Here is an 18,482-nt window from a genome sequence, read left to right as displayed (position 1 = left end):
TCTGCAGGGGCTTTTTTATGCCTGCAGTTAGAGGTAGCAAATACAGAGATCGATTACAGCCACAGCATGATAGCAATGAAGTACGAGTTTAAAGGGTATTTTAGGGAACTGATAAAAAGTTAGCTTAGGGAAAGCTTGGAGCGGGCAGCGGGAATCGAACCCGCATCATCAGCTTGGAAGGCTGAGGTAATAGCCATTATACGATGCCCGCGCATCGATAGGACTCATTCAATATGCCAGATTGAGTGCAAAAGAAAAGTCTTTTTTGCTCAATAAGTTGCTTAGTGAGTAAATAAATACCGATTCGTTCAAAAAGCGCACAGCACTGTTGGCAATATGTCGCTCTGAATACGATTTCACTCTCTTTCTCAACCAGTGTTTTACTCTGTTCTTAGTCTCTATTACGTCTTGAATTTGAACACTTGGCATTCATGGTCAAGACTAAATGTTGAAATGATTCAATATTTTCTCAGGTTCGTAAGATTAAACACCACAACTTGCCGAGAGACCGGCGCGATAGAGAGAGGAGAAAGAGTATGTGGAAAGGTTTATTGGCAACGTTGTTTGCTATCTCGGTGGTTGCTTGTACCACGGTAACCACTGATGTTGACAAGCAAGCGGATTTCTCATCCTACAAGACGTTTGATTTTGGTGAACAATCAGACACCCCAACCAGTTTGGATGCTCGTCGCATTGAGCAAGGGTTAGCAGCTCAACTGGAATCAAAAGGAATGTCGCGCGTGAAAAGCGGCGGTGATCTGTATGTGCACCACGACATTATCAAAGAATCGGAGATCGTATCTTCTGGTTCAAGTTTTAGTGTCGGTTACGGTTGGAACAGTTTTGGTGTGGTGACGTCCAGTCCTGAGCGTTACAAAGAGAAGAAGTACGGCAAATTGGTCGTTGAGCTTGTCGATACTAAAGCCAATCAAGTGGTGTGGAAGGGGGTTTCTAGCCGTAAGCTCACCGAGTCAATGAGTACTGAAAAGCGCGAAGAGTTGATCTCGGAAGAAGTCACGAAAATGTTTGAAAACTACCCGTATGGTAAAGAGTAAATTGAAGGTTAAATCATCGCCTAATCGCGCCAACAATCATTTGCAAAACGCTCTTTTTATTATCGATTAAGAATTTGAATTGCAAATTTGCACGCACGGAGTTACAACAGCGTATCGTTGTGGTTTAGGTGAATTCTGTGCGTGCTTACTTAGTCTCTGTATTAGGACTCTTTGTTGCGCTGATGGCTTTTGGGTTGAGTCAGGCTTCACCGTCACCAAAAATCTCCTACGCCGTCAGTTACACCTCTTCATTGATCGATGGTGAGGCGCATCTAGAGAAAGCACCGTTTTCTCCTTCACGTAAAGTCGCTGTGAGTTTATTCAGCCGCAATGCACTCCGCGTCAACCATTCCAATACGTCGCCAGATTCGGATGATTTCGATGTGCTGCCTGCACGTTGGCTAAATGACGTGCAGGATTTCAACAAACGCGAGTTTACTGACGTAGCGTTGCCTGTCATTCAAATTTTTTATTCGCACTCCAAATATCGGCTGGGGGCAGGGCAAGAGTCCAACCTGATCTATCGCTTTATTCATGCGCGGTAATTCCTATTCATTAATTTTCGAAGTTTGATTGTGATGTTTAGGAGTTTGTTATGTTTGATTCAATTACGCAGGTGCTGTTTGCTTTGTGGCACCAGGATTTTACTGCACTGATGGCACCCGGTAGTGCAGGACTTATCTACTTTGTTGTGGGTGCGCTTATTTTTCTTGAGAGTGGTTTTATTCCTGCGGCGCCTTTCCCTTGTGACAGTGTTGTTGTGCTTTCTGGCACTTTAGCGGCGGTGGGTGTATTGGACCCAGTGATGATCATGTTAGTGATCGTAGTGAGTGCGGCAATGGGAAGCTGGGCTGCTTACCTACAAGGCAAATGGTTAAACCGTTTACCAAAGGTGCAGGGTTGGGTAAATGCAGTTCCCGCAAAACGCTTGGAGCAAGTTGACATGTTACTTGGTAAGCATGGCTTGATTGCATTGTTTTGTGCGCGCTTTATTCCGGTTGTGCGTTCTTTGCTGCCTTTAATGATGGGTTTGCGCGTTAATCGCGTGAGTAAGTTCCATTACTTCGCATGGTTGAGTGCGATTCTATGGACGCTGCTGCTGTGTGGTTTAGGCTTATTATTGCCTCTACTGCCAGAGAAGCTTAACAAGATTGTGACCATGGGATTGATGGCTGCACCGGTGATTACCCTGACCATTGCCATTATGAGCTTTGTATTGGTGAAGGTGCGTAAGGCTTGGAGTAAATCGAAAACCACGCCGCAATTGCCATAGTCTTATAAACCTGAAGTTCGAAAAGCAAAAAAGGCGCGATAATCGCGCCTTTTTGGTTCTCTACGTAAATTGAAATGAGCTGGAATCAGTAACCATTGTTATAAAGGTATTCGCCTGCTTCTTTGCACTCAGTTTTGTAGAGCTGCTCCATTTTGGTTTCATCCATGCCTTTTGCTTTGAATTCGGTCTCTGCCGAAGAAAGCTGGCTGAATGTGTACCCACGTTCTGCCATTAAGTAATGACGAAACATTGCACGGTGTTCAGGAACCGCAGTTCGGGCGTTAGAAGCATTGGCACACTCCATCAGAGCGCTGTTGCTCATTTCTTCTGGTTTTGCTGCGTGCGTAGTTGTTGTGAATAAAGTAATAAGCGCCAAAGTGGCAATAGTCGCGATTTTTTTCATAATCAGGATCTCGAGTTAATTCGGTGTTCAGATGAGATCATCCATGGCTGGTACTGACGGTTTCCATATTGTGTCAGTACAGTCAATGTGCGAGCTAAGCGTCGCGACTGTGTGCAAACACGTACAGTAAATTGGCTTGCTTCCATCTAGCTAGATGATACGAGCGACGGTATGCAAATACATCGGCAGCATCGGGTAATGGCGTTGCTTTGAGCGCTATGTCCAACAGTGATGGAGACAAAAACGCGACTAACAGGTGATAGTCGGGCGTTATATTTAGTGGTAAATCACCATCGTTACCGGATGTACGGCGACAAGGGAGTAAACCAAGCAAATCACGTTTTAGGTGACGAAAGTAACCGTCTGGACTCCAAGAGTCGCGAGTATTCCATGCACGATAAGGCGCTTTTATTGCGTGATAATCGTATTGAGTGAGCTTATAAAGCTTTTCTGAATGCGTGTAGTGGAATTCTGAGGATGGCTGATTTTGCGCTGCAAGCATTTGCCCTGAGAACAGGGAGAGTGACAACAAAAGCAAAAGGCGAAATACGTGAACCAAAACTAACCCTAAAACACTATGGAATCGATATTCGTTTGCTGCCTGAAGGTGGCGCTTGCGTATACTAACGACTTGCTGAAAGGATGAACAGTTTTTTGTCGCATTAAAAAAGGGAGCGTATCAGCTCCCTTTTCAACATTAGGTCAAGAAACCTCAAGCGCTAGCGTAGATAACACTGCCACCTTTAATGGTGTCGATGATTTCTCGTGATAGCTTCTGTGGCAGAGCGGGGCAACCCCAACTGCGACCAAGATAACCATTCTTCTTAATAAAAGAAGGATTCGCGTAGTCTGCACCATGAACCACGATGTAACGCTCTCGTGCTTTATCGTTAACGCCGGATGTCAGTCCATCCAAGCGAAGTGAATAACCGTTAGAACCATAGTATGTGGTATCGGTTAAGAATGTTCCTAGAGAAGTTTTACGAGAGTTCACAACATTAGAAAACTTCGTTGCGGTCTTCTTGCCGCTGTTTACGCCGTGAGAGACATAAGTATTAAAAATGAGCTTCTTCTTGTCCAAGTCGACCACATAAAAGCGTTTTTCAGTAGATGGTTTACTGTAATCGATGATAGTCAAAAGTGGCTTTTTGCGGTCTGAGGTTTTCTTATAAGCTAAGAACGCATCATTGAATAAACTGAAGTCAATGACGCCTTCCAACTTGGCTTCTTTATATGTCTTTTCAACAAGTTGTTTAGTGGCTTTCGTTTCTGTCGCTTTGCCTGAATGATGAGCAAAGGCAAAAGGAGAAACTGCCAGCGATGTCCATATCAATAATAAAAATAGCTTTTTCATTTGTACTAAATAAAACTCTTGGTGCAACAAATTTAGCGATTGCTTCGTGCAGTCGTTAATACAGCATGCTCATCAATTTAACTCTATTCCCAATGTTGCTTATTATGCGTAGTGACGCCTATTACTCAAATATTTTTAGTATTTGGTAAAGACTATCCAACTAACTTACTGAATTTAATCAATATTGAGAGGTTAATTGATGACTTTAAAAATCTTCAGAACAAATACTAGCCGATTTGGCTAATTAATAAAACTGTGTTTACCAATATTTACTGAGATGGATACTCAATAAAACATCGTTTAATTATACTTTTAATAAAAATATTGTTTGAATTCAATGAACTTATTTCTAACTGGTCATTCGGAGAAAAGTTTTTAGACTGTGATCCTAGTCGTAACAAATCATGACTGAATAAAGGTGAATGTATTGATAGCTACTATGGGTTGCGGGGCATATTCAACCAAACGGCCAGCTAGATTGTTGTATATCGTTAAGTTATTCGTGTTCACCATTCACATCATCCAAACTTTTTATGTTAGCGTGCTATAAAACTGTTAGCAGAAGGCATTGAAGATGGAAGTTCATGAGTGTGTCTCATTTATCCTAGTTAAGGATGATGAAGTGTTATTAGAAACAAGATCGAAGGACAAGGACTCTGACCCAGGTATGATCGCGATACCCGGTGGGCACATGGAACAAGGCGAAAGTCAGTCCATGACATTGCTGAGAGAATTAGACGAGGAGCTAAACATCAGACCGCAAAGGTGCGGATATTTGTGTTCTTTATATCACCCAACCACCGAACTTCAATTGCTTCATTATTATGTAGTCACTGATTGGGTGGGAGATATTCAGAGCCTAGAAGCAGAATCTGTCAATTGGTATCCAATAATAAATGCGCCTGTTGCTACAGAAGTGGATCGCATAGCTTTAAGTGAATATCAAAGATTAAAGCATGTATTAAAATCGGTATTTAATAATGACTTCTCAATAAATAATGTTTGTGGATAATCATAATATTTTTAATTAATGATTAAATGACGAGTACATTTGAAATAAGATTTTTCTGAAAAAGAGTTTAAATGAATTGTATACCCAAGTGACTTCAAGATGCAGGATTCAGAGCGTTGCCATTGATTCGAGTTCAAGGAAAACAACACCGCGTAATAGCCAGCTCTTTCCAAGTTGTTTGACGCAGCCATTTGTTTGACTAAAAAAGCGAGTCAAAGACACGCTCCCAAAGGGCACTCTTTGCAAATAGTAAGGGTCTTGGCTTGTATACTTTGTTGCCGATTCTTGATTTAGAGTGACTAGATCTTTAAATCGTCGCCGCGTCTACAAACCAAGTCATTCTCGCTGAACCTAGCATCTCGAGGTTACTTGGGTATAAAACATTGATCAAAAATAAACTTTTCTCTCAGTAAGTTATGCTAGTTTCTGTAAAAGTTGAACAAAAGCTAAATATACAAGGAAGAAAATGAAAACGATAGGTCTGATTGGTGGCATGTCATGGGAGTCTACCGCAAACTATTACCAAATTATTAACCGAGAAGTGAAAGCGCGCTTAGGTGGTTTGCATTCAGGTAAAGTCTGCTTGTACAGCGTCGATTTCGCCGAAATTGAAACGCTGCAACACCAAGACCGTTGGAATGATACTGCAATCATTCTCGCGCAGGCAGCAAAATCAGTGGAAGCGGGCGGTGCAGATTTTATTTTGATTTGTACAAACACGATGCACAAAGTCGCAGACCAAATTCAGCAGGCTGTTAATGTACCGCTTGTTCATATTGCCGATGCGACTGCAGAGCAGCTGGTGATGGATGGCATTAAGAAGGTTGGTTTACTTGGTACGCGTTTTACCATGGAACAAGACTTCTATAAGCAACGACTTATCGATAAATTTGGTGTTGATGTCGTCGTACCCAGTTCAGATGACCAGGCGATTGTTCATGACGTTATCTACAACGAATTGTGTAAAGGCGAAGTGCATGATGATTCGCGCCAACACTACCTTACTATTATTGAGAAACTCGTGGAACAGGGGGCTGAAGCAGTCATTCTGGGTTGTACTGAAATCGCGATGTTAGTTGAATCTCAGCACACTGACGTCAAGCTTTATGACACAACTGAAATCCACGCGAAAGCAGCGGTAGAAAAAGCCCTCGACTCAAAGTGAGACTTCGCTTAACAGGCTTAATCAGATCAACGAACTCAAGGAAGAGTGATGAACTATCGATGCGGGCAATGCCGCCAGTTTACTCGTCAAAAAGGTAGCGCAGATATTTGCGGTGCATGGGGGCATCCCACTGATGCAAAACGTCCAGCGTGTGACTATTTTATGCCAACCGTTAGCGCAAAAGAGCGTGTCGCTTCTTCAATGAAAACCAAAAATGGCTAAGTCTTTCTCATTAATTGAGAATTTCTTAGCCAATCAGTATGCATTGACCAATGCAAACGATTGCTTGGTTTGGGATGTGTTGTATAATCTGCGTCGCGTCACACTTTGGTGACACGTATTACATTTCAGGACTCCCATGTTGAAGAAATCTCTTGCTCTCATGCTTGCTGCGTACTCACTTCCTTCCGTTGCAGGTTCTACCATCGGTATCGTTGGTGCGATGGATGTTGAAGTTGAAGCGCTATTGCCAAAAATCCAAAATCAACAAGTAAAGAAAATCGGTAGCCATCGCTTTTATATGGGTGAGTTAGAGGGAAAAACGGTCGTTGTGACTCAATCGGGTGTTGGTAAAGTCAATGCAGCGATGACGACAACCCTTCTGATTGAATCTTTCGGTGTTGACCAACTTATTTTTACAGGTATTGCGGGCGCAAGTGATCCGAAATTGGATCCGCTAGACGTGGTCGTCTCTACGCGTTTGGTGCAACACGATGTGGACCTAACCGCATTTAACATGCCGAAAGGCTTGCTGCCTGATTATGAAGAGCGTTACTTCTACGCCGATAAAACACTGCAAAAGTATGCATTCGATGCCGCCGTTGACACACTTGGGAAAGAGAGTGTTTATCGAGGCATTATCGCATCAGGTGACCAGTTCATTGCGAGCAAAGTGAAGGTAACCGGCATTTACCAAGAATACAACGCGATGGCGGTAGAAATGGAAGGCGCAGCACTAGGTCAAGTCGCAGACGCTTTCAATGTACCTTACGTAGTGATTCGCACAATCTCTGATAAAGCGGATGGCTCAGCAGATGTTGTTTACTCAGACCTGAAGAAGGCAACTGCAGACAATTCTGCAAACATTACTCTGAATATGCTGAAACGCATGTAATTGAAAATAGGTTCGGCAAACTTTTGCAAGCCGTAATAAGACGAAAAAGCAGCACTTAGAATGCTGCTTTTTTCTTGAAGATTCGCTTCACCCACTAAGCGATGTGCGTGCTCTTGAACGGCTGATCGTTTGCAGATTTCCACCAATGATCGAGTTGCTCTTTGTTCATTGGCTTGCCAAACAAATAGCCCTGCATAAAGTCGCAGCGGTAAGAAGAAAGCCACTCGTGCATCACGTTATGCTCAATGCCCTCAGCCGTAACGGTCTTATTCTGTGCATGACACAGTTCTATAATTGGTTTGATGACATGCCCATTATCGGTGTTCATCAGGGTTAACAAAAACTCTCGGTCAAATTTGATTTTCTGTACCGGGTACTGCACTAATTGCGTCAAAGAAGTATAACCAGAACCAAAGTCGTCTATTGCCAGTTTATAACCTAGTTTCGATAGCTCATCGAGTAGGGCTGTACCTTGTTTATCAGACGCAAAAGTTTCGGTAATTTCTAGCTCAATACAATGCGCAGGAACACCATTTTGTGATGCTTTATCATGGATGAATTCCGCCATAGACAGTGAGTTCAGTTCTGCAGACGATAAGTTGATGGACAAAATAATGTCTTTCCCAAAGATATTTTTGAGCTGGTGGTATTCCGCCATGGCATTCGCGAATACCCAGCGGTCAATCTTTTCGAACAAACCGGTTTGTTCAGCAATAGGAATGAACTCTTTTGGTGGTACTGAACCGATCCCTTCAGCTTCCCAACGTAATAGGACTTCCAAGCCTTCTATCTCGTTGGCATTACTGTTCATGTATGGTTGGAAAACAAGATGAAACTCTTCTTCAACGTTAGCTTTGCGCAATGCGCGTTCAATTTGGCTACGACGTTGAGCCTCGATATTGAGTGCTGCAGAATAGTAAGCGTATTGGTTTTTACCAGCACGCTTAGCTTGGTACATTGCTGCGTCTGCACTCGATAAGAGCTTGGCGATATCACCACCGTCTGTTGGGTATTGAGCGATACCCACGCTGGCTGTTACTGGAAATGAGTTTTTCGCTGACTGAGTTAAGTTGTTAATTGGCTTTAGCAACTCCGCGGCAAACAGATCGGGTATGTCGCTATTCTCTTGATTAGAACTGAGTAAGATTGCGAACTCATCACCGGACAAACGCGCACCGAAACATGGGCTATTGTATTGTTGAGTGAACTTCTGACACGCATTTTTGATGTGTCTGGAGAAGACTTGCAGCAACTTATCGCCCAGTTCGTGACCGTATTTGTCGTTGACGTATTTGAAGTTATCTAGGTCAATATAAATTACCCAAAGCTGATCTGAAGGATCCGCCAGTTCACGGCTTGCAAGTTCATGGAAGCGATGACGATTAGCAAGTTGAGTTAAGTGGTCGGTTTCTGCCAAACGCTTGGTCTTGTGGTAGACGTTGTTCAGCTCTTCATACATATCAAAGAAGCGAGAAGAAAGGCGTCCAATCTCGTCATCAGTGTCTAGTTTTTCAATGTTAGCACGCTTGTTGGACTCAATTTCTCTAAGCTGTTTGTCTAAGTGGGATACCGGGCTAAGTACGTAACGATACAGCACCAAGACAATTAATGTGATGGTACAAAACGAGGCAATGCCAAACGACAATGCCAGTTCTAGCCAGACCTTATCGACCTTATTCCACATCAGATATTCTGCTGGCGATAAAATGGCATAGAAATGGGGTAGAAGTTCAATCGTCTGGGCGAGGGGAATATCTAAGATAATCGGCTTGTCAGAAAAGGTAATCACGCTGTGCGTATCAAATTCGATCTCATGTTTGATGTCATTGAACGCTTCGAGTGACACAGACACGATAACAAAGAAAACGTTTTGTGGGTCAAAGCTTAACGGGGGTTCTCCGGTACGTTTATCAAACAACTCATATTGCAATAGAATGCTTTGCCCGCTGCTGTTGTAAATAAAACCGGTATGGCTGACATCCCCATTGGCTTTATAGCTTTTGTCGACATACTCAAGGATCTTAGGGTCCACTCGACCATTTGATTCGTAATATTGATTTTCGGTGTAGTAGAGAAGGTCTTGTCTACCATCGAGGATCGCCATGTTGGCATCCCCTCGGTACCCGTGGCTGAGCACCTCTATGGTTTCATCTAAACGTTTGAACAGTTGCCTCTCACGATAGCGGTTATCATGATTTACAAAATAATCTTGCAGTACCTCGCTTTTACCCAAGGTATAGGCATAACTGTTGAGAAAAATGTTGGCTTGGCGAAACTGTCCAGCGAGCTTTTCCATTTGCAGCTGGATATAGCTGTCTTCCCTTTTGATTAGCGTGACTTTTTGAATGCTATAGATGATGTAACTCGACACCAGTGCGCTAATTAGAATGACAGGGGCGACAAGCAAAACGACTCTGTTGCTTAATTTCATGTATTTCTTACTTTCCGTTTGTGTCCCTACAAACGCTTCTAACCTGAGAGTATTACCTATTGGTGCCTACCTGAGGTATCGAACGGATGATGATACTTTCCTTGTATTCGAGGAAATTGTAAGTGTGTGTTTTTCGAAAGTCAGTCAGGTTTCCGATATTTGTGATGCTGTGTGAGGTTTTTTCATGTTCACAGGTGTCACCGTCTCATAAATTGAACAGATTTATTCCAGCGAAAAGGTCTTCAACTCATTCGTCCGACTTATGAATTCAGATTAATACCGATTGAATGGAAGTCTCTCTCCCGTTCAACAGATGCCATCGAAACGTTTCGATGGCGAAGTGTGACCTCAATATCTTTTTCTTAATCAGTTAGCACTCAATTACGGATCATTCTCACACCTTATCGATCTGCGACTGGTCAATTCTCCTTGGCGTTCTATTATTGCATCGAAACGTTTCGATGAGTGTTTTGTCAATATAGAAATTAGTCCAAGAGAGACACTCACAGTTGTATGAACGTGTAACCGAAAGGTCGATGAGATGAAAAAAAGTACCCTAATTAACTCAGAAATTTCTTACTTGGTGGCGACGCTGGGTCATACCGACGAAATCACCATTTGTGACGCGGGCTTGCCAATTCCTGATCATGTACAACGTATTGACTTAGCGTTGACTCATGGCGTACCTGGTTTCCTTGATACCGTTCGCGTGATTCTGTCTGAGTCCCAAATTGAAGGGGTCATCATTTCTGAAGAATTCGCAACAGTTAGCCCAGTTCACCACGATGCGCTGATCTCTGAACTAACCAAAGAGAGTGAGCAAACAGGTAAGCAAATCGCGATTAACTATGTATCGCATGAAGATTTTAAAGTTCGTACAGAACAGAGTCGCGCTGTTGTTAGAACAGGCGAGTGCACACCGTATGCGAACGTGATTTTCCAAGCTGGCGTGGTGTTTTAAGCCACAACTAATTGAGGACAAATTATGACTCAAGCCATTCTACAACTAAGCGACATTGAGAAAGCCTTCCCGGGTGTTAAGGCGTTGGATAAAGCCAGCCTTAATGTATACCCGGGTCGAGTGATGGCGCTGATGGGCGAGAACGGGGCAGGTAAGTCGACCTTGATGAAAGTGCTTACAGGCATCTACCACATGGATGCAGGAAGCATCAAATATCAAGGTCAGCCAGCGGCGTTTAAAGGTCCGCGTGATTCTCAAGAAGCGGGCATCAGTATCATTCACCAAGAATTGAACTTGATCCCTGAGCTGACGATTGCTGAAAACATCTATTTAGGTCGTGAATTTACCGGCACGATGGGACGTATTCAGTGGAGCAGAATGTACGAAGAAGCAGATAAGTTGCTTCAACGCCTTAACGTAAAGCACTCTTCAAAAACATTGCTTGGTGATTTAAGTCTTGGTGAGCAGCAAATGGTGGAGATTGCCAAAGCGCTGTCTTTCGAATCCAAAGTCATCATCATGGATGAACCAACGGATGCGTTGACCGACAAAGAGACGGAATCGCTGTTTAAAGTGATTAACGAACTTCGCGACCAAGGTTGCGGCATCGTTTACATCTCACACCGTCTGAAAGAAATCTTCGAAATCTGTGATGACATTACTGTGTTACGTGACGGCAAGTTCATTGGCGAATGCCAAGTTAAAGACACCAACGAAGATGGACTCATCGAAATGATGGTTGGTCGTAAGTTGGAAGAGCAATACCCGCGTATCGATGTGACGCATGGTGATGTTTGTCTTGAAGTGATTGGTTTGACGGGCTCGGGTGTTCATGACATTAGCTTCACGCTTCAACGTGGTGAAATCCTTGGTGTGTCAGGCTTGATGGGCGCGGGGCGTACAGAGTTGATGAAGGTGATTTACGGCGCGCTACCAAGTGAGCGTGGCGTCATCAACTTAGACAATAAGACCATTAACCCGGTTAGCCCACAAGATGGCTTGGCGAATGGTATTGCTTACATCTCTGAAGACCGTAAAGGCGATGGCTTGGTGCTTGGCTTATCCGTGAAGGAGAACATGTCTCTGTGTGCATTGGATAAACTTACCAAAGGCTTCCAAATCCAACATGGCGAAGAAGTCGTGGCGGTAGAAGACTTCATCAAACTGTTCAACATCAAAACGCCAACCCGAGACCAAATCATTGGCAACCTGTCTGGTGGTAACCAGCAGAAAGTGGCAATCGCAAAAGGGCTGATGACCAAACCCAAAGTTCTGATTCTGGATGAGCCAACTCGCGGCGTCGACGTGGGTGCGAAGAAAGAAATCTACCAGCTAATCAACAAATTTAAAGCCGATGGCATGAGCATCATCTTGGTTTCTTCTGAGATGCCTGAAGTGCTAGGCATGAGTGACCGCATCATGGTGATGCACGAAGGTCGAATCACGGGCGAATTTGATGCGAAAGACGCCGACCAAGAAACACTACTCGCTTGTGCCGTAGGCAAGAAGATCAATGAGGAAGCAGCATGAGTACTAATACCATGAGCAAACCAAACGAAACGGGCAGCAAGAAGCTGTTCACTAAAGAGTGGCTGATTGAACAAAAGTCACTGATTGCACTGTTATTTTTGATTGTTGTCGTGTCATTTTTGAACCCGAACTTTTTTACGGTAGACAATATTCTTAATATCCTTCGTCAAACCTCAGTTAACGCAATCATCGCGGTAGGTATGACGTTGGTTATCCTGACTGCAGGCATCGATCTAAGCGTAGGTTCTGTACTCGCACTATGTGGTGCGTTTGCCGCGAGCATGATTGCATTAGAAGTGCCTGTGCTTATCGCAGTTCCGACTGCATTGTTCGCTGGTGCAGCTTTGGGGGCGATCAGCGGTATCATCATTGCCAAAGGTAAGGTTCAAGCCTTTATCGCAACACTGGTTACCATGACGTTACTACGCGGCGTAACCATGGTTTACACCGACGGTCGTCCTATCTCTACGGGCTTTACTGACACAGCAGATGCATTTGCATGGTTTGGTACAGGTTACGCACTTGGTATCCCGGTTCCAGTTTGGTTGATGGTGATTGTCTTTGCGGCAGCTTGGTACCTACTGAACCACACTCGTTTTGGTCGCTACGTGTACGCACTTGGTGGCAACGAATCAGCAACGCGCCTTTCTGGTATCAACGTTGACCGTGTGAAAATTGGTGTATACGCCATCTGCGGCATGTTGGCAGCGCTTGCTGGCATTATCGTGACGTCTCGTCTGTCTTCGGCACAACCAACAGCGGGTATGGGCTACGAGCTAGACGCTATCGCAGCGGTTGTTCTTGGCGGTACCAGCTTGATGGGTGGTAAAGGTCGCATAATGGGAACATTGATTGGTGCTCTAATCATCGGCTTCCTAAACAACGCGCTGAACCTACTCGATGTTTCTTCTTACTACCAAATGATTGCGAAAGCAGTGGTTATCTTGCTAGCAGTACTGGTAGACAACAAAAACAAGTAATTGATATTTAAAATAAAGAGCTCCATTACATCCTGAATACAAACCGAGCCAGAGGACGTGTGCTGGCTCACCCTACACAAAGGACTAGAACGATGAAAAAACTCGCAACTCTTATCTCTGCTGCACTTCTTTCTTCAACCGTATCGGTAGCGGCGCACGCTCAAGATACAATGGCGATTGTAGTTTCTACATTGAATAACCCGTTCTTCGTAACGATGAAAGACGGTGCAGAAGCGAAAGCGAAAGAACTGGGATACGACTTGATTGTACTGGACTCGCAAAATGACCCGAGTAAAGAACTGTCAAACATCGAAGACCTAACGATTCGTGGCGTAAAAGCGATTCTGATTAACCCAACAGATTCAGACGCTGTGTCAAACGCAATTCGTATGGCGAACCGTTCTAAGATCCCTGTGTTGACACTAGACCGTGGTGCAAGCCGTGGTGACGTAGTGAGCCACATCGCTTCTGACAACGTAGTTGGTGGCGAAATGGCTGGTCACTACATCATGGAAAAAGTAGGTGAGAAAGCGAAAGTTATCCAGCTAGAAGGTATTGCCGGTACGTCTGCGGCGCGTGAGCGTGGTGAAGGCTTCATGACAGCAGTGAAGGGCAGCAACATGGAGCTACTAGCAAGCCAACCTGCTGATTTTGACCGTACTAAAGGTCTGAACGTAATGGAAAACTTGCTTGCAGCGAACCCTGACGTTCAAGCAGTATTTGCTCAGAACGATGAGATGGCACTGGGTGCGCTTCGCGCAGTTCAAGCGTCTGGTAAAGATGTACTCATCGTTGGCTTCGACGGCACTGACGACGGCATTGCAGCAGTTAACCGTGGCAAGCTAGCAGCAACTATCGCGCAGCAGCCAGATCTTATTGGTGCTTTGGGTGTAGAAACGGCCGACAAAGTATTGAAAGGTGAGAAGGTTGAGGAGTACATTCCTGTTCCGCTTAAAGTCGTGACTAAGTAAGTTTAACTCCCAACTCAGTGATTCTTCTTTGTTGAAGATAATGGAATGACCCAATGAATGTGTTGGGTCATTCCAAACAACAAAAATGGTACGTTAGAAAACTGAATCTATTTGAATCGTAATACGCTTACGTTTTTTCAAAGAGCGTAAACCTATTACTCCTGTTCAAATATAAAGGGTTCATTCAGAACCGAGGATAACCGTATGAATAAGTTAGTGGTGTTAGGTAGTGTAAACGCTGACCATGTTCTTCAAGTGCCTTCTTTCCCTCGTCCAGGCGAGACGCTGCATGGTCGCAACTATCAAGTTATCCCAGGTGGCAAGGGTGCCAACCAAGCTGTTGCGGCAGCTCGATTAAACGCAGATATCGGTTTTATTGCGTGTGTGGGTGATGATTCATTCGGCATCAACATTCGTGAGAACTTCAAAATGGATGGCATCGATATTGCTGGCGTGAAAATGCAGCCGAACTGCCCAACGGGCATTGCCATGATTCAAGTGGCGGACAGCGGCGAGAACAGCATTTGTATCTCCGCAGAAGCCAACGCCAAGCTGACTGCAGAGGCGATTGAGCCAGATCTAGAGCGCATTCGTCAGGCTGATTACTTGTTGATGCAACTAGAAACGCCAATGTGCGGCATCGAGAAAGCTGCGCGAATCGCGAAAGATGCCAAAACCAACGTCATTCTGAACCCAGCGCCAGCGCGTGAATTGTCTGATGAGTTACTGTCTTGCATTGATGTCATCACACCAAATGAAACGGAAGCGGAAGTACTAACAGGTGTGACGGTAACGGACGATGACAGCGCACAAGAAGCGGCAAACATCCTGCATTCGAAAGGCATTGAAATCGTCATGATCACGCTCGGTGCGAAAGGAGTGTGGTTGAGTCAAAACGGTCGCGGTGAAATCATTCCTGGTTTCCGCGTAGAAGCAACAGATACCACAGCGGCGGGCGATACGTTTAATGGGGCATTAGTCACTGGTTTATTGGAAGACTTACCTTTAGAATCAGCGATTAAGTTTGCCCACGCAGCAGCAGCGATCTCAGTAACTCGCTTTGGCGCGCAAACCTCCATTCCAACCCGAAAAGAGGTTGAGGAGTTTCTGGTTAAAAACTAATTAAGGAGTAATAACATGGCAACGATGAAAGACATCGCAAAACTGGCAGGGGTTTCCACCTCAACTGTGAGCCATGTTATTAACAAAACTCGCTTTGTCAGCGAAGAGATCTCGGAACGAGTCAACAACGCTGCCAAAGAGCTCAATTACTACGCGCCTTCAGCTTTGGCGCGTAGCCTCAAAGTCAATCGCACCAAAACCATTGGTATGCTGGTGACTACCTCAACCAACCCATTTTTCGGTGAAGTCGTAAAAGGTGTTGAGCGCAGTTGCTACCATAAAGGCTATAGCCTGATCCTGTGTAACACTGAAGGCGATAACGAACGCATGCGTGATTCCATCAATACGTTGCTACAAAAGCGAGTTGATGGTCTGATTCTAATGTGTTCATCGTTAGAAGGGGAGCGCATTGATGTATTTGAACGTTACCCTGATATTCCAGTTGTAGTGATGGATTGGGGACCAATGCTGTTCACAAGCGATAAGATCCAAGATAACTCACTTCGTGGTGGTTACTTGGCAGCCAAATACCTTATCGATTGTGGTCACAAAGAGATTGGTTGTATCACTGGACCATTAATTAAGCATCAAGCGCAAATGCGTTACGAAGGCTACAAACGCGCGATGATCGAAGCAGAGCTTGAGTTCAACGCCAACTGGATTGTTGAATCGGACTTTGAATGCGAAGGTGGTTATCAAGCCTTCAAAAAAATGGCGGAACGTGGTCCGTTACCAAGTTCTATTTTTGTTTCCAACGACATGATGGCCATGGGCGCAATTAACGCGGCAAATGAGTTGGGTATTCAAGTACCTGAGCAGCTTTCTATCATTGGTTATGACGATATCCACATCGCTAAGTTTATGTCGCCATCCCTCACCACTATTCATCAGCCTAAGTACCGTCTTGGACAAGCTGCTGTAGAGACATTGTTGCGTAAATTGGATGATAAGTCTGACGAAGCTCAGGTTGTGCAATTAGAGCCGACACTGATTGAACGTAAAAGTGTGAAGCGTCTCTCTTAGCTCAAAATTTATTCATTCTCAATAAGTTATAGACCTATACTTTTATTGAAGGTGCTTTTTACAAGGATTTAGGAAGCAACCCCACGCCTTTTGAACAATAAGCCCAACAAAATGTGATTTTTTGCGCGTAAAGTAAAAGATTTCGTGTAGAAATATTCCAAAAAGCTTATTATTAAAAGGGTCTATAAATAGATTTATAAATTATTGTAGCAAATGGAAAATTTTTATGTTCGTCAAGAGATACGCACTGCATTCAGTTAAGAGACCGTGGTTTCACCGTATCAATATTCTCTTAGTCTTATTCGTGTTTTCTTTGAGTGTTTATGAGTTGCTTGCCAATGAAGAATTCATTTACTTATTGGGTATCGCATTTACGTTCATAGCTACAGCACTATTTGCTGCGGCATCATCTTTCAAGAAGCGTTACTTGGGACATGAATCCTAAATAGTGGCGAAGGAATAAGTGTGCTTCAGGCACTTTAAAGCAAGTATTGATCTGATTTATGATCGGGTACATCGAAGGGAGGACAAATGTCCTCCTTTTTGTTTGCTGCGAGGCAATAAGATGAGCACATCCCAAGCACAATAATAAAGGACATCTTCATGGACCTATTTGCCCTGTTAGACATCAATAACACCCTTGTTAATATTCCTATTGGTGGTGGCTATGCGATGAGTTGGATCGAAGCTTTTGGTACGGTTTTCGGTCTGCTTTGTATTTGGTTTGCGAGCCAAGAAAAAACCATTAACTACTTGTTCGGTTTGCTGAACGTAACACTTTTCGCCGTTATCTTTTTCCAGATTCAGCTTTACGGATTGCTTCTGCTTCAATTGTTCTTCTTCTGCGCCAACATTTATGGTTGGTATGCGTGGACAAGACCAAATGCACAAGGTGAGACACTAGAGGTGCGCTGGTTAAGCAAGCAGAAGCTCATCGCGACAGGTTCAGTAAGCATTGTTGCGATTGCGCTGTTAACCATCTATATCGACCCATTCTTTTTTGCGTTAGCTAACATTGCCGTTGATACGTTAAATGTGTTCGGTGCAGGTTTGTCTGAACCTGTGTTGGAGCCAGATGCTTTCCCATTCTGGGATGCAACTATGACCGTTCTGTCTATCGTGGCGCAAATCTTAATGACACGTAAGTACGTTGAGAACTGGATTCTTTGGGTCGTAATCAACATCATCAGCGTTGGTATTTACGCAACACAAGGCGTGTACGCAATGTCGGTTCAATACGCGATTCTAATGTTCATCGCCGCAAACGGCACAAGAGAATGGGCACGTAGTGCGAAACGCAATGGTGATAAGACCCTAACTCAAGCGACAGCGCAAGGTTAAGCCAATGATGAAACAACCTCATATTGGCGTAGACAACACCCAGATAGCATCGCGAGTGATCGTCTGTGGTGAGCCAGATCGAGCAAACCGTATTGCCGCGTTGTTTGATAACGCAGAATTGGTCTCTGAAAACCGTGAATATAGAGTATTCACTGGCACATACCAAGGTCAGCAAATCTCAGTATGCAGTACAGGCATAGGCGCTCCTTCGATGATCATTGCGGTGGAAGAGCTAAAACAGTGTGGTGTGACAGACGTGATTCGTGTGGGATCGGCTGGTGCGATGCAATCAGGCATTCAACTCGGTGAGTTGATAGTGGCTGAAGGCGCAGTAAGAGACGAAGGTGGTTCGAAAGCATACGTTCGCTCTTCGTATCCGGCTTACGCAAGCTTTTCGTTACTGAAAGCGCTGGATAGCTATTTAGCCGAAAAAGAGGCGCACTATCATTTAGGTGTGGTTCGCTCCCATGACAGCTTCTACACCGACGACGAAGAAGCGATTTGTGAATACTGGAACAAGAAAGGTATTCTCGGTGCGGATATGGAGACCTCGGCTCTGTTTACCGTCGGTCGCCTGCGTGGACTGAATGTTGCTTCTATCTTGAACAATGTGGTTTTGTATCAGCAGGATGTGAAAGAAGGCGTAGGACAGTACGTAGACGAAGCGCAAGTGATGATGGAAGGGGAGCGTTTAGCGTCTTACGCTGCTCTTGAAGCCTTAATTGCGCAAAGTTAACTGGATCACAG

General features: G+C 44.3%; 20 protein-coding genes and 1 tRNA gene. 16 read left to right on the top strand and 5 right to left on the bottom strand.

Annotated features, from left to right (window positions below):
• Positions 1–136 precede the first annotated feature (136 nt).
• A tRNA-Gly gene (locus OH463_RS18660) sits at positions 137–211 on the bottom strand.
• 325 nt (positions 212–536) lie between these two features.
• Here OH463_RS18660 and OH463_RS18655 point away from each other — a divergent pair.
• From OH463_RS18655 to OH463_RS18645, 3 genes are all read left to right on the top strand, one after another.
• Positions 537–1,055 carry a DUF4136 domain-containing protein gene (locus tag OH463_RS18655; RefSeq protein WP_005452270.1) on the top strand — a complete coding sequence of 173 codons (519 nt, stop codon included), beginning with the start codon at positions 537–539 and terminating at the stop codon, positions 1,053–1,055.
• Positions 1,056–1,192: 137 nt separating this feature from the next.
• Positions 1,193–1,600 (top strand): hypothetical protein, encoded by a 408-nt coding sequence (locus OH463_RS18650; protein ID WP_005452269.1) that lies wholly within the window; start codon positions 1,193–1,195, stop codon positions 1,598–1,600.
• A gap of 50 nt (positions 1,601–1,650) precedes the next feature.
• Entirely contained in the window at positions 1,651–2,328 is a 678-nt protein-coding gene (locus tag OH463_RS18645) for a DedA family protein (protein ID WP_005435728.1), read from the top strand.
• An 85-nt stretch (positions 2,329–2,413) separates the two neighbouring features.
• Here OH463_RS18645 and OH463_RS18640 read toward each other — a convergent pair whose 3' ends face one another.
• The 3 genes from OH463_RS18640 to OH463_RS18630 all read right to left on the bottom strand — a co-directional run bounded on the left by OH463_RS18640 (position 2,414) and on the right by OH463_RS18630 (position 4,085).
• Positions 2,414–2,731 (bottom strand): hypothetical protein, encoded by a 318-nt coding sequence (locus OH463_RS18640; RefSeq protein ID WP_005452266.1) that lies wholly within the window; start codon positions 2,729–2,731, stop codon positions 2,414–2,416.
• 94 nt (positions 2,732–2,825) lie between these two features.
• Entirely contained in the window at positions 2,826–3,233 is a 408-nt protein-coding gene (locus OH463_RS18635; protein WP_009702315.1) for a hypothetical protein, read from the bottom strand.
• Between the two features lie 210 nt (positions 3,234–3,443).
• Positions 3,444–4,085 (bottom strand): murein L,D-transpeptidase catalytic domain family protein, encoded by a 642-nt coding sequence (locus tag OH463_RS18630; protein ID WP_005452264.1) that lies wholly within the window; start codon positions 4,083–4,085, stop codon positions 3,444–3,446.
• Positions 4,086–4,659: 574 nt separating this feature from the next.
• Here OH463_RS18630 and OH463_RS18625 point away from each other — a divergent pair.
• From OH463_RS18625 to OH463_RS18610, 4 genes are all read left to right on the top strand, one after another.
• Positions 4,660–5,097, top strand: a complete 438-nt coding sequence (locus OH463_RS18625) for an NUDIX hydrolase (RefSeq protein ID WP_053053862.1) — start codon at positions 4,660–4,662, stop codon at positions 5,095–5,097.
• Positions 5,098–5,563: 466 nt separating this feature from the next.
• Positions 5,564–6,262 carry an aspartate/glutamate racemase family protein gene (locus OH463_RS18620; RefSeq protein ID WP_269992020.1) on the top strand — a complete coding sequence of 233 codons (699 nt, stop codon included), beginning with the start codon at positions 5,564–5,566 and terminating at the stop codon, positions 6,260–6,262.
• Positions 6,263–6,310: 48 nt separating this feature from the next.
• Positions 6,311–6,484 carry a hypothetical protein gene (locus OH463_RS18615; RefSeq protein WP_009696122.1) on the top strand — a complete coding sequence of 58 codons (174 nt, stop codon included), beginning with the start codon at positions 6,311–6,313 and terminating at the stop codon, positions 6,482–6,484.
• A gap of 136 nt (positions 6,485–6,620) precedes the next feature.
• Positions 6,621–7,376, top strand: a complete 756-nt coding sequence (locus OH463_RS18610; protein ID WP_005452257.1) for a 5'-methylthioadenosine/adenosylhomocysteine nucleosidase — start codon at positions 6,621–6,623, stop codon at positions 7,374–7,376.
• Positions 7,377–7,470: 94 nt separating this feature from the next.
• Here the strand turns inward: OH463_RS18610 and OH463_RS18605 are convergent, their stop codons facing one another.
• Positions 7,471–9,807, bottom strand: coding sequence for a putative bifunctional diguanylate cyclase/phosphodiesterase (locus tag OH463_RS18605; protein WP_005452254.1), 2,337 nt, complete (start codon positions 9,805–9,807; stop codon positions 7,471–7,473).
• 541 nt (positions 9,808–10,348) lie between these two features.
• Between OH463_RS18605 and rbsD the strand changes: the two genes are divergently transcribed.
• The 9 genes from rbsD to OH463_RS18560 all read left to right on the top strand — a co-directional run bounded on the left by rbsD (position 10,349) and on the right by OH463_RS18560 (position 18,471).
• Positions 10,349–10,768 (top strand): D-ribose pyranase, encoded by a 420-nt coding sequence (rbsD, locus tag OH463_RS18600; RefSeq protein WP_269992016.1) that lies wholly within the window; start codon positions 10,349–10,351, stop codon positions 10,766–10,768.
• A 24-nt stretch (positions 10,769–10,792) separates the two neighbouring features.
• A complete protein-coding gene (gene rbsA / locus OH463_RS18595; RefSeq protein WP_005452250.1) occupies positions 10,793–12,298 on the top strand; it encodes a ribose ABC transporter ATP-binding protein RbsA in 1,506 nt (501 codons plus the stop codon).
• Positions 12,295–13,278, top strand: a complete 984-nt coding sequence (gene rbsC, locus OH463_RS18590) for a ribose ABC transporter permease (RefSeq protein ID WP_005452248.1) — start codon at positions 12,295–12,297, stop codon at positions 13,276–13,278. Before rbsA ends, rbsC begins: the two co-directional genes overlap by 4 nt.
• A 92-nt stretch (positions 13,279–13,370) precedes the next feature.
• On the top strand, positions 13,371–14,249 hold the full coding sequence (gene rbsB, locus OH463_RS18585; RefSeq protein WP_005452246.1) for a ribose ABC transporter substrate-binding protein RbsB: 879 nt from the start codon (positions 13,371–13,373) through the stop codon (positions 14,247–14,249).
• A gap of 204 nt (positions 14,250–14,453) precedes the next feature.
• Entirely contained in the window at positions 14,454–15,371 is a 918-nt protein-coding gene (gene rbsK / locus OH463_RS18580; RefSeq protein ID WP_005452244.1) for a ribokinase, read from the top strand.
• A gap of 15 nt (positions 15,372–15,386) precedes the next feature.
• Entirely contained in the window at positions 15,387–16,394 is a 1,008-nt protein-coding gene (locus tag OH463_RS18575) for a substrate-binding domain-containing protein (RefSeq protein ID WP_005452243.1), read from the top strand.
• Between the two features lie 226 nt (positions 16,395–16,620).
• Positions 16,621–16,839 carry a hypothetical protein gene (locus OH463_RS18570; protein ID WP_005452242.1) on the top strand — a complete coding sequence of 73 codons (219 nt, stop codon included), beginning with the start codon at positions 16,621–16,623 and terminating at the stop codon, positions 16,837–16,839.
• 158 nt (positions 16,840–16,997) lie between these two features.
• A complete protein-coding gene (gene pnuC, locus OH463_RS18565) occupies positions 16,998–17,735 on the top strand; it encodes a nicotinamide riboside transporter PnuC (RefSeq protein WP_005452241.1) in 738 nt (245 codons plus the stop codon).
• A 4-nt stretch (positions 17,736–17,739) separates the two neighbouring features.
• Positions 17,740–18,471 carry a nucleoside phosphorylase gene (locus OH463_RS18560; protein WP_017190705.1) on the top strand — a complete coding sequence of 244 codons (732 nt, stop codon included), beginning with the start codon at positions 17,740–17,742 and terminating at the stop codon, positions 18,469–18,471.
• Positions 18,472–18,482 lie beyond the last annotated feature (11 nt).

Source organism: Vibrio sp. NFR, assembly GCF_027587095.1.
GTDB classification, from domain to species: domain Bacteria; phylum Pseudomonadota; class Gammaproteobacteria; order Enterobacterales; family Vibrionaceae; genus Vibrio; species Vibrio harveyi.
The sequence above is the reverse complement of the archived record's forward strand: the minus strand, read 5'-3'. Positions and strand labels throughout refer to the sequence as shown.

Bases quoted from the DNA above. Each gene is read 5' to 3' on its own strand.
- OH463_RS18655 (WP_005452270.1), top strand. From the start codon at position 537: ATGTGGAAAGGTTTATTGGCAACGTTGTTTGCTATCTCGGTGGTTGCT.
- OH463_RS18645 (WP_005435728.1), top strand. From the start codon at position 1,651: ATGTTTGATTCAATTACGCAGGTGCTGTTTGCTTTGTGGCACCAGGAT.
- OH463_RS18640 (WP_005452266.1), bottom strand. From the start codon at position 2,731: ATGAAAAAAATCGCGACTATTGCCACTTTGGCGCTTATTACTTTATTC.
- OH463_RS18635 (WP_009702315.1), bottom strand. From the start codon at position 3,233: ATGCTTGCAGCGCAAAATCAGCCATCCTCAGAATTCCACTACACGCAT.
- OH463_RS18630 (WP_005452264.1), bottom strand. From the start codon at position 4,085: ATGAAAAAGCTATTTTTATTATTGATATGGACATCGCTGGCAGTTTCT.
- OH463_RS18625 (WP_053053862.1), top strand. From the start codon at position 4,660: ATGGAAGTTCATGAGTGTGTCTCATTTATCCTAGTTAAGGATGATGAA.
- OH463_RS18620 (WP_269992020.1), top strand. From the start codon at position 5,564: ATGAAAACGATAGGTCTGATTGGTGGCATGTCATGGGAGTCTACCGCA.
- OH463_RS18615 (WP_009696122.1), top strand. From the start codon at position 6,311: ATGAACTATCGATGCGGGCAATGCCGCCAGTTTACTCGTCAAAAAGGT.
- OH463_RS18610 (WP_005452257.1), top strand. From the start codon at position 6,621: ATGTTGAAGAAATCTCTTGCTCTCATGCTTGCTGCGTACTCACTTCCT.
- OH463_RS18605 (WP_005452254.1), bottom strand. From the start codon at position 9,807: ATGAAATTAAGCAACAGAGTCGTTTTGCTTGTCGCCCCTGTCATTCTA.
- rbsD (WP_269992016.1), top strand. From the start codon at position 10,349: ATGAAAAAAAGTACCCTAATTAACTCAGAAATTTCTTACTTGGTGGCG.
- rbsA (WP_005452250.1), top strand. From the start codon at position 10,793: ATGACTCAAGCCATTCTACAACTAAGCGACATTGAGAAAGCCTTCCCG.
- rbsC (WP_005452248.1), top strand. From the start codon at position 12,295: ATGAGTACTAATACCATGAGCAAACCAAACGAAACGGGCAGCAAGAAG.
- rbsB (WP_005452246.1), top strand. From the start codon at position 13,371: ATGAAAAAACTCGCAACTCTTATCTCTGCTGCACTTCTTTCTTCAACC.
- rbsK (WP_005452244.1), top strand. From the start codon at position 14,454: ATGAATAAGTTAGTGGTGTTAGGTAGTGTAAACGCTGACCATGTTCTT.
- OH463_RS18575 (WP_005452243.1), top strand. From the start codon at position 15,387: ATGGCAACGATGAAAGACATCGCAAAACTGGCAGGGGTTTCCACCTCA.
- OH463_RS18570 (WP_005452242.1), top strand. From the start codon at position 16,621: ATGTTCGTCAAGAGATACGCACTGCATTCAGTTAAGAGACCGTGGTTT.
- pnuC (WP_005452241.1), top strand. From the start codon at position 16,998: ATGGACCTATTTGCCCTGTTAGACATCAATAACACCCTTGTTAATATT.
- OH463_RS18560 (WP_017190705.1), top strand. From the start codon at position 17,740: ATGATGAAACAACCTCATATTGGCGTAGACAACACCCAGATAGCATCG.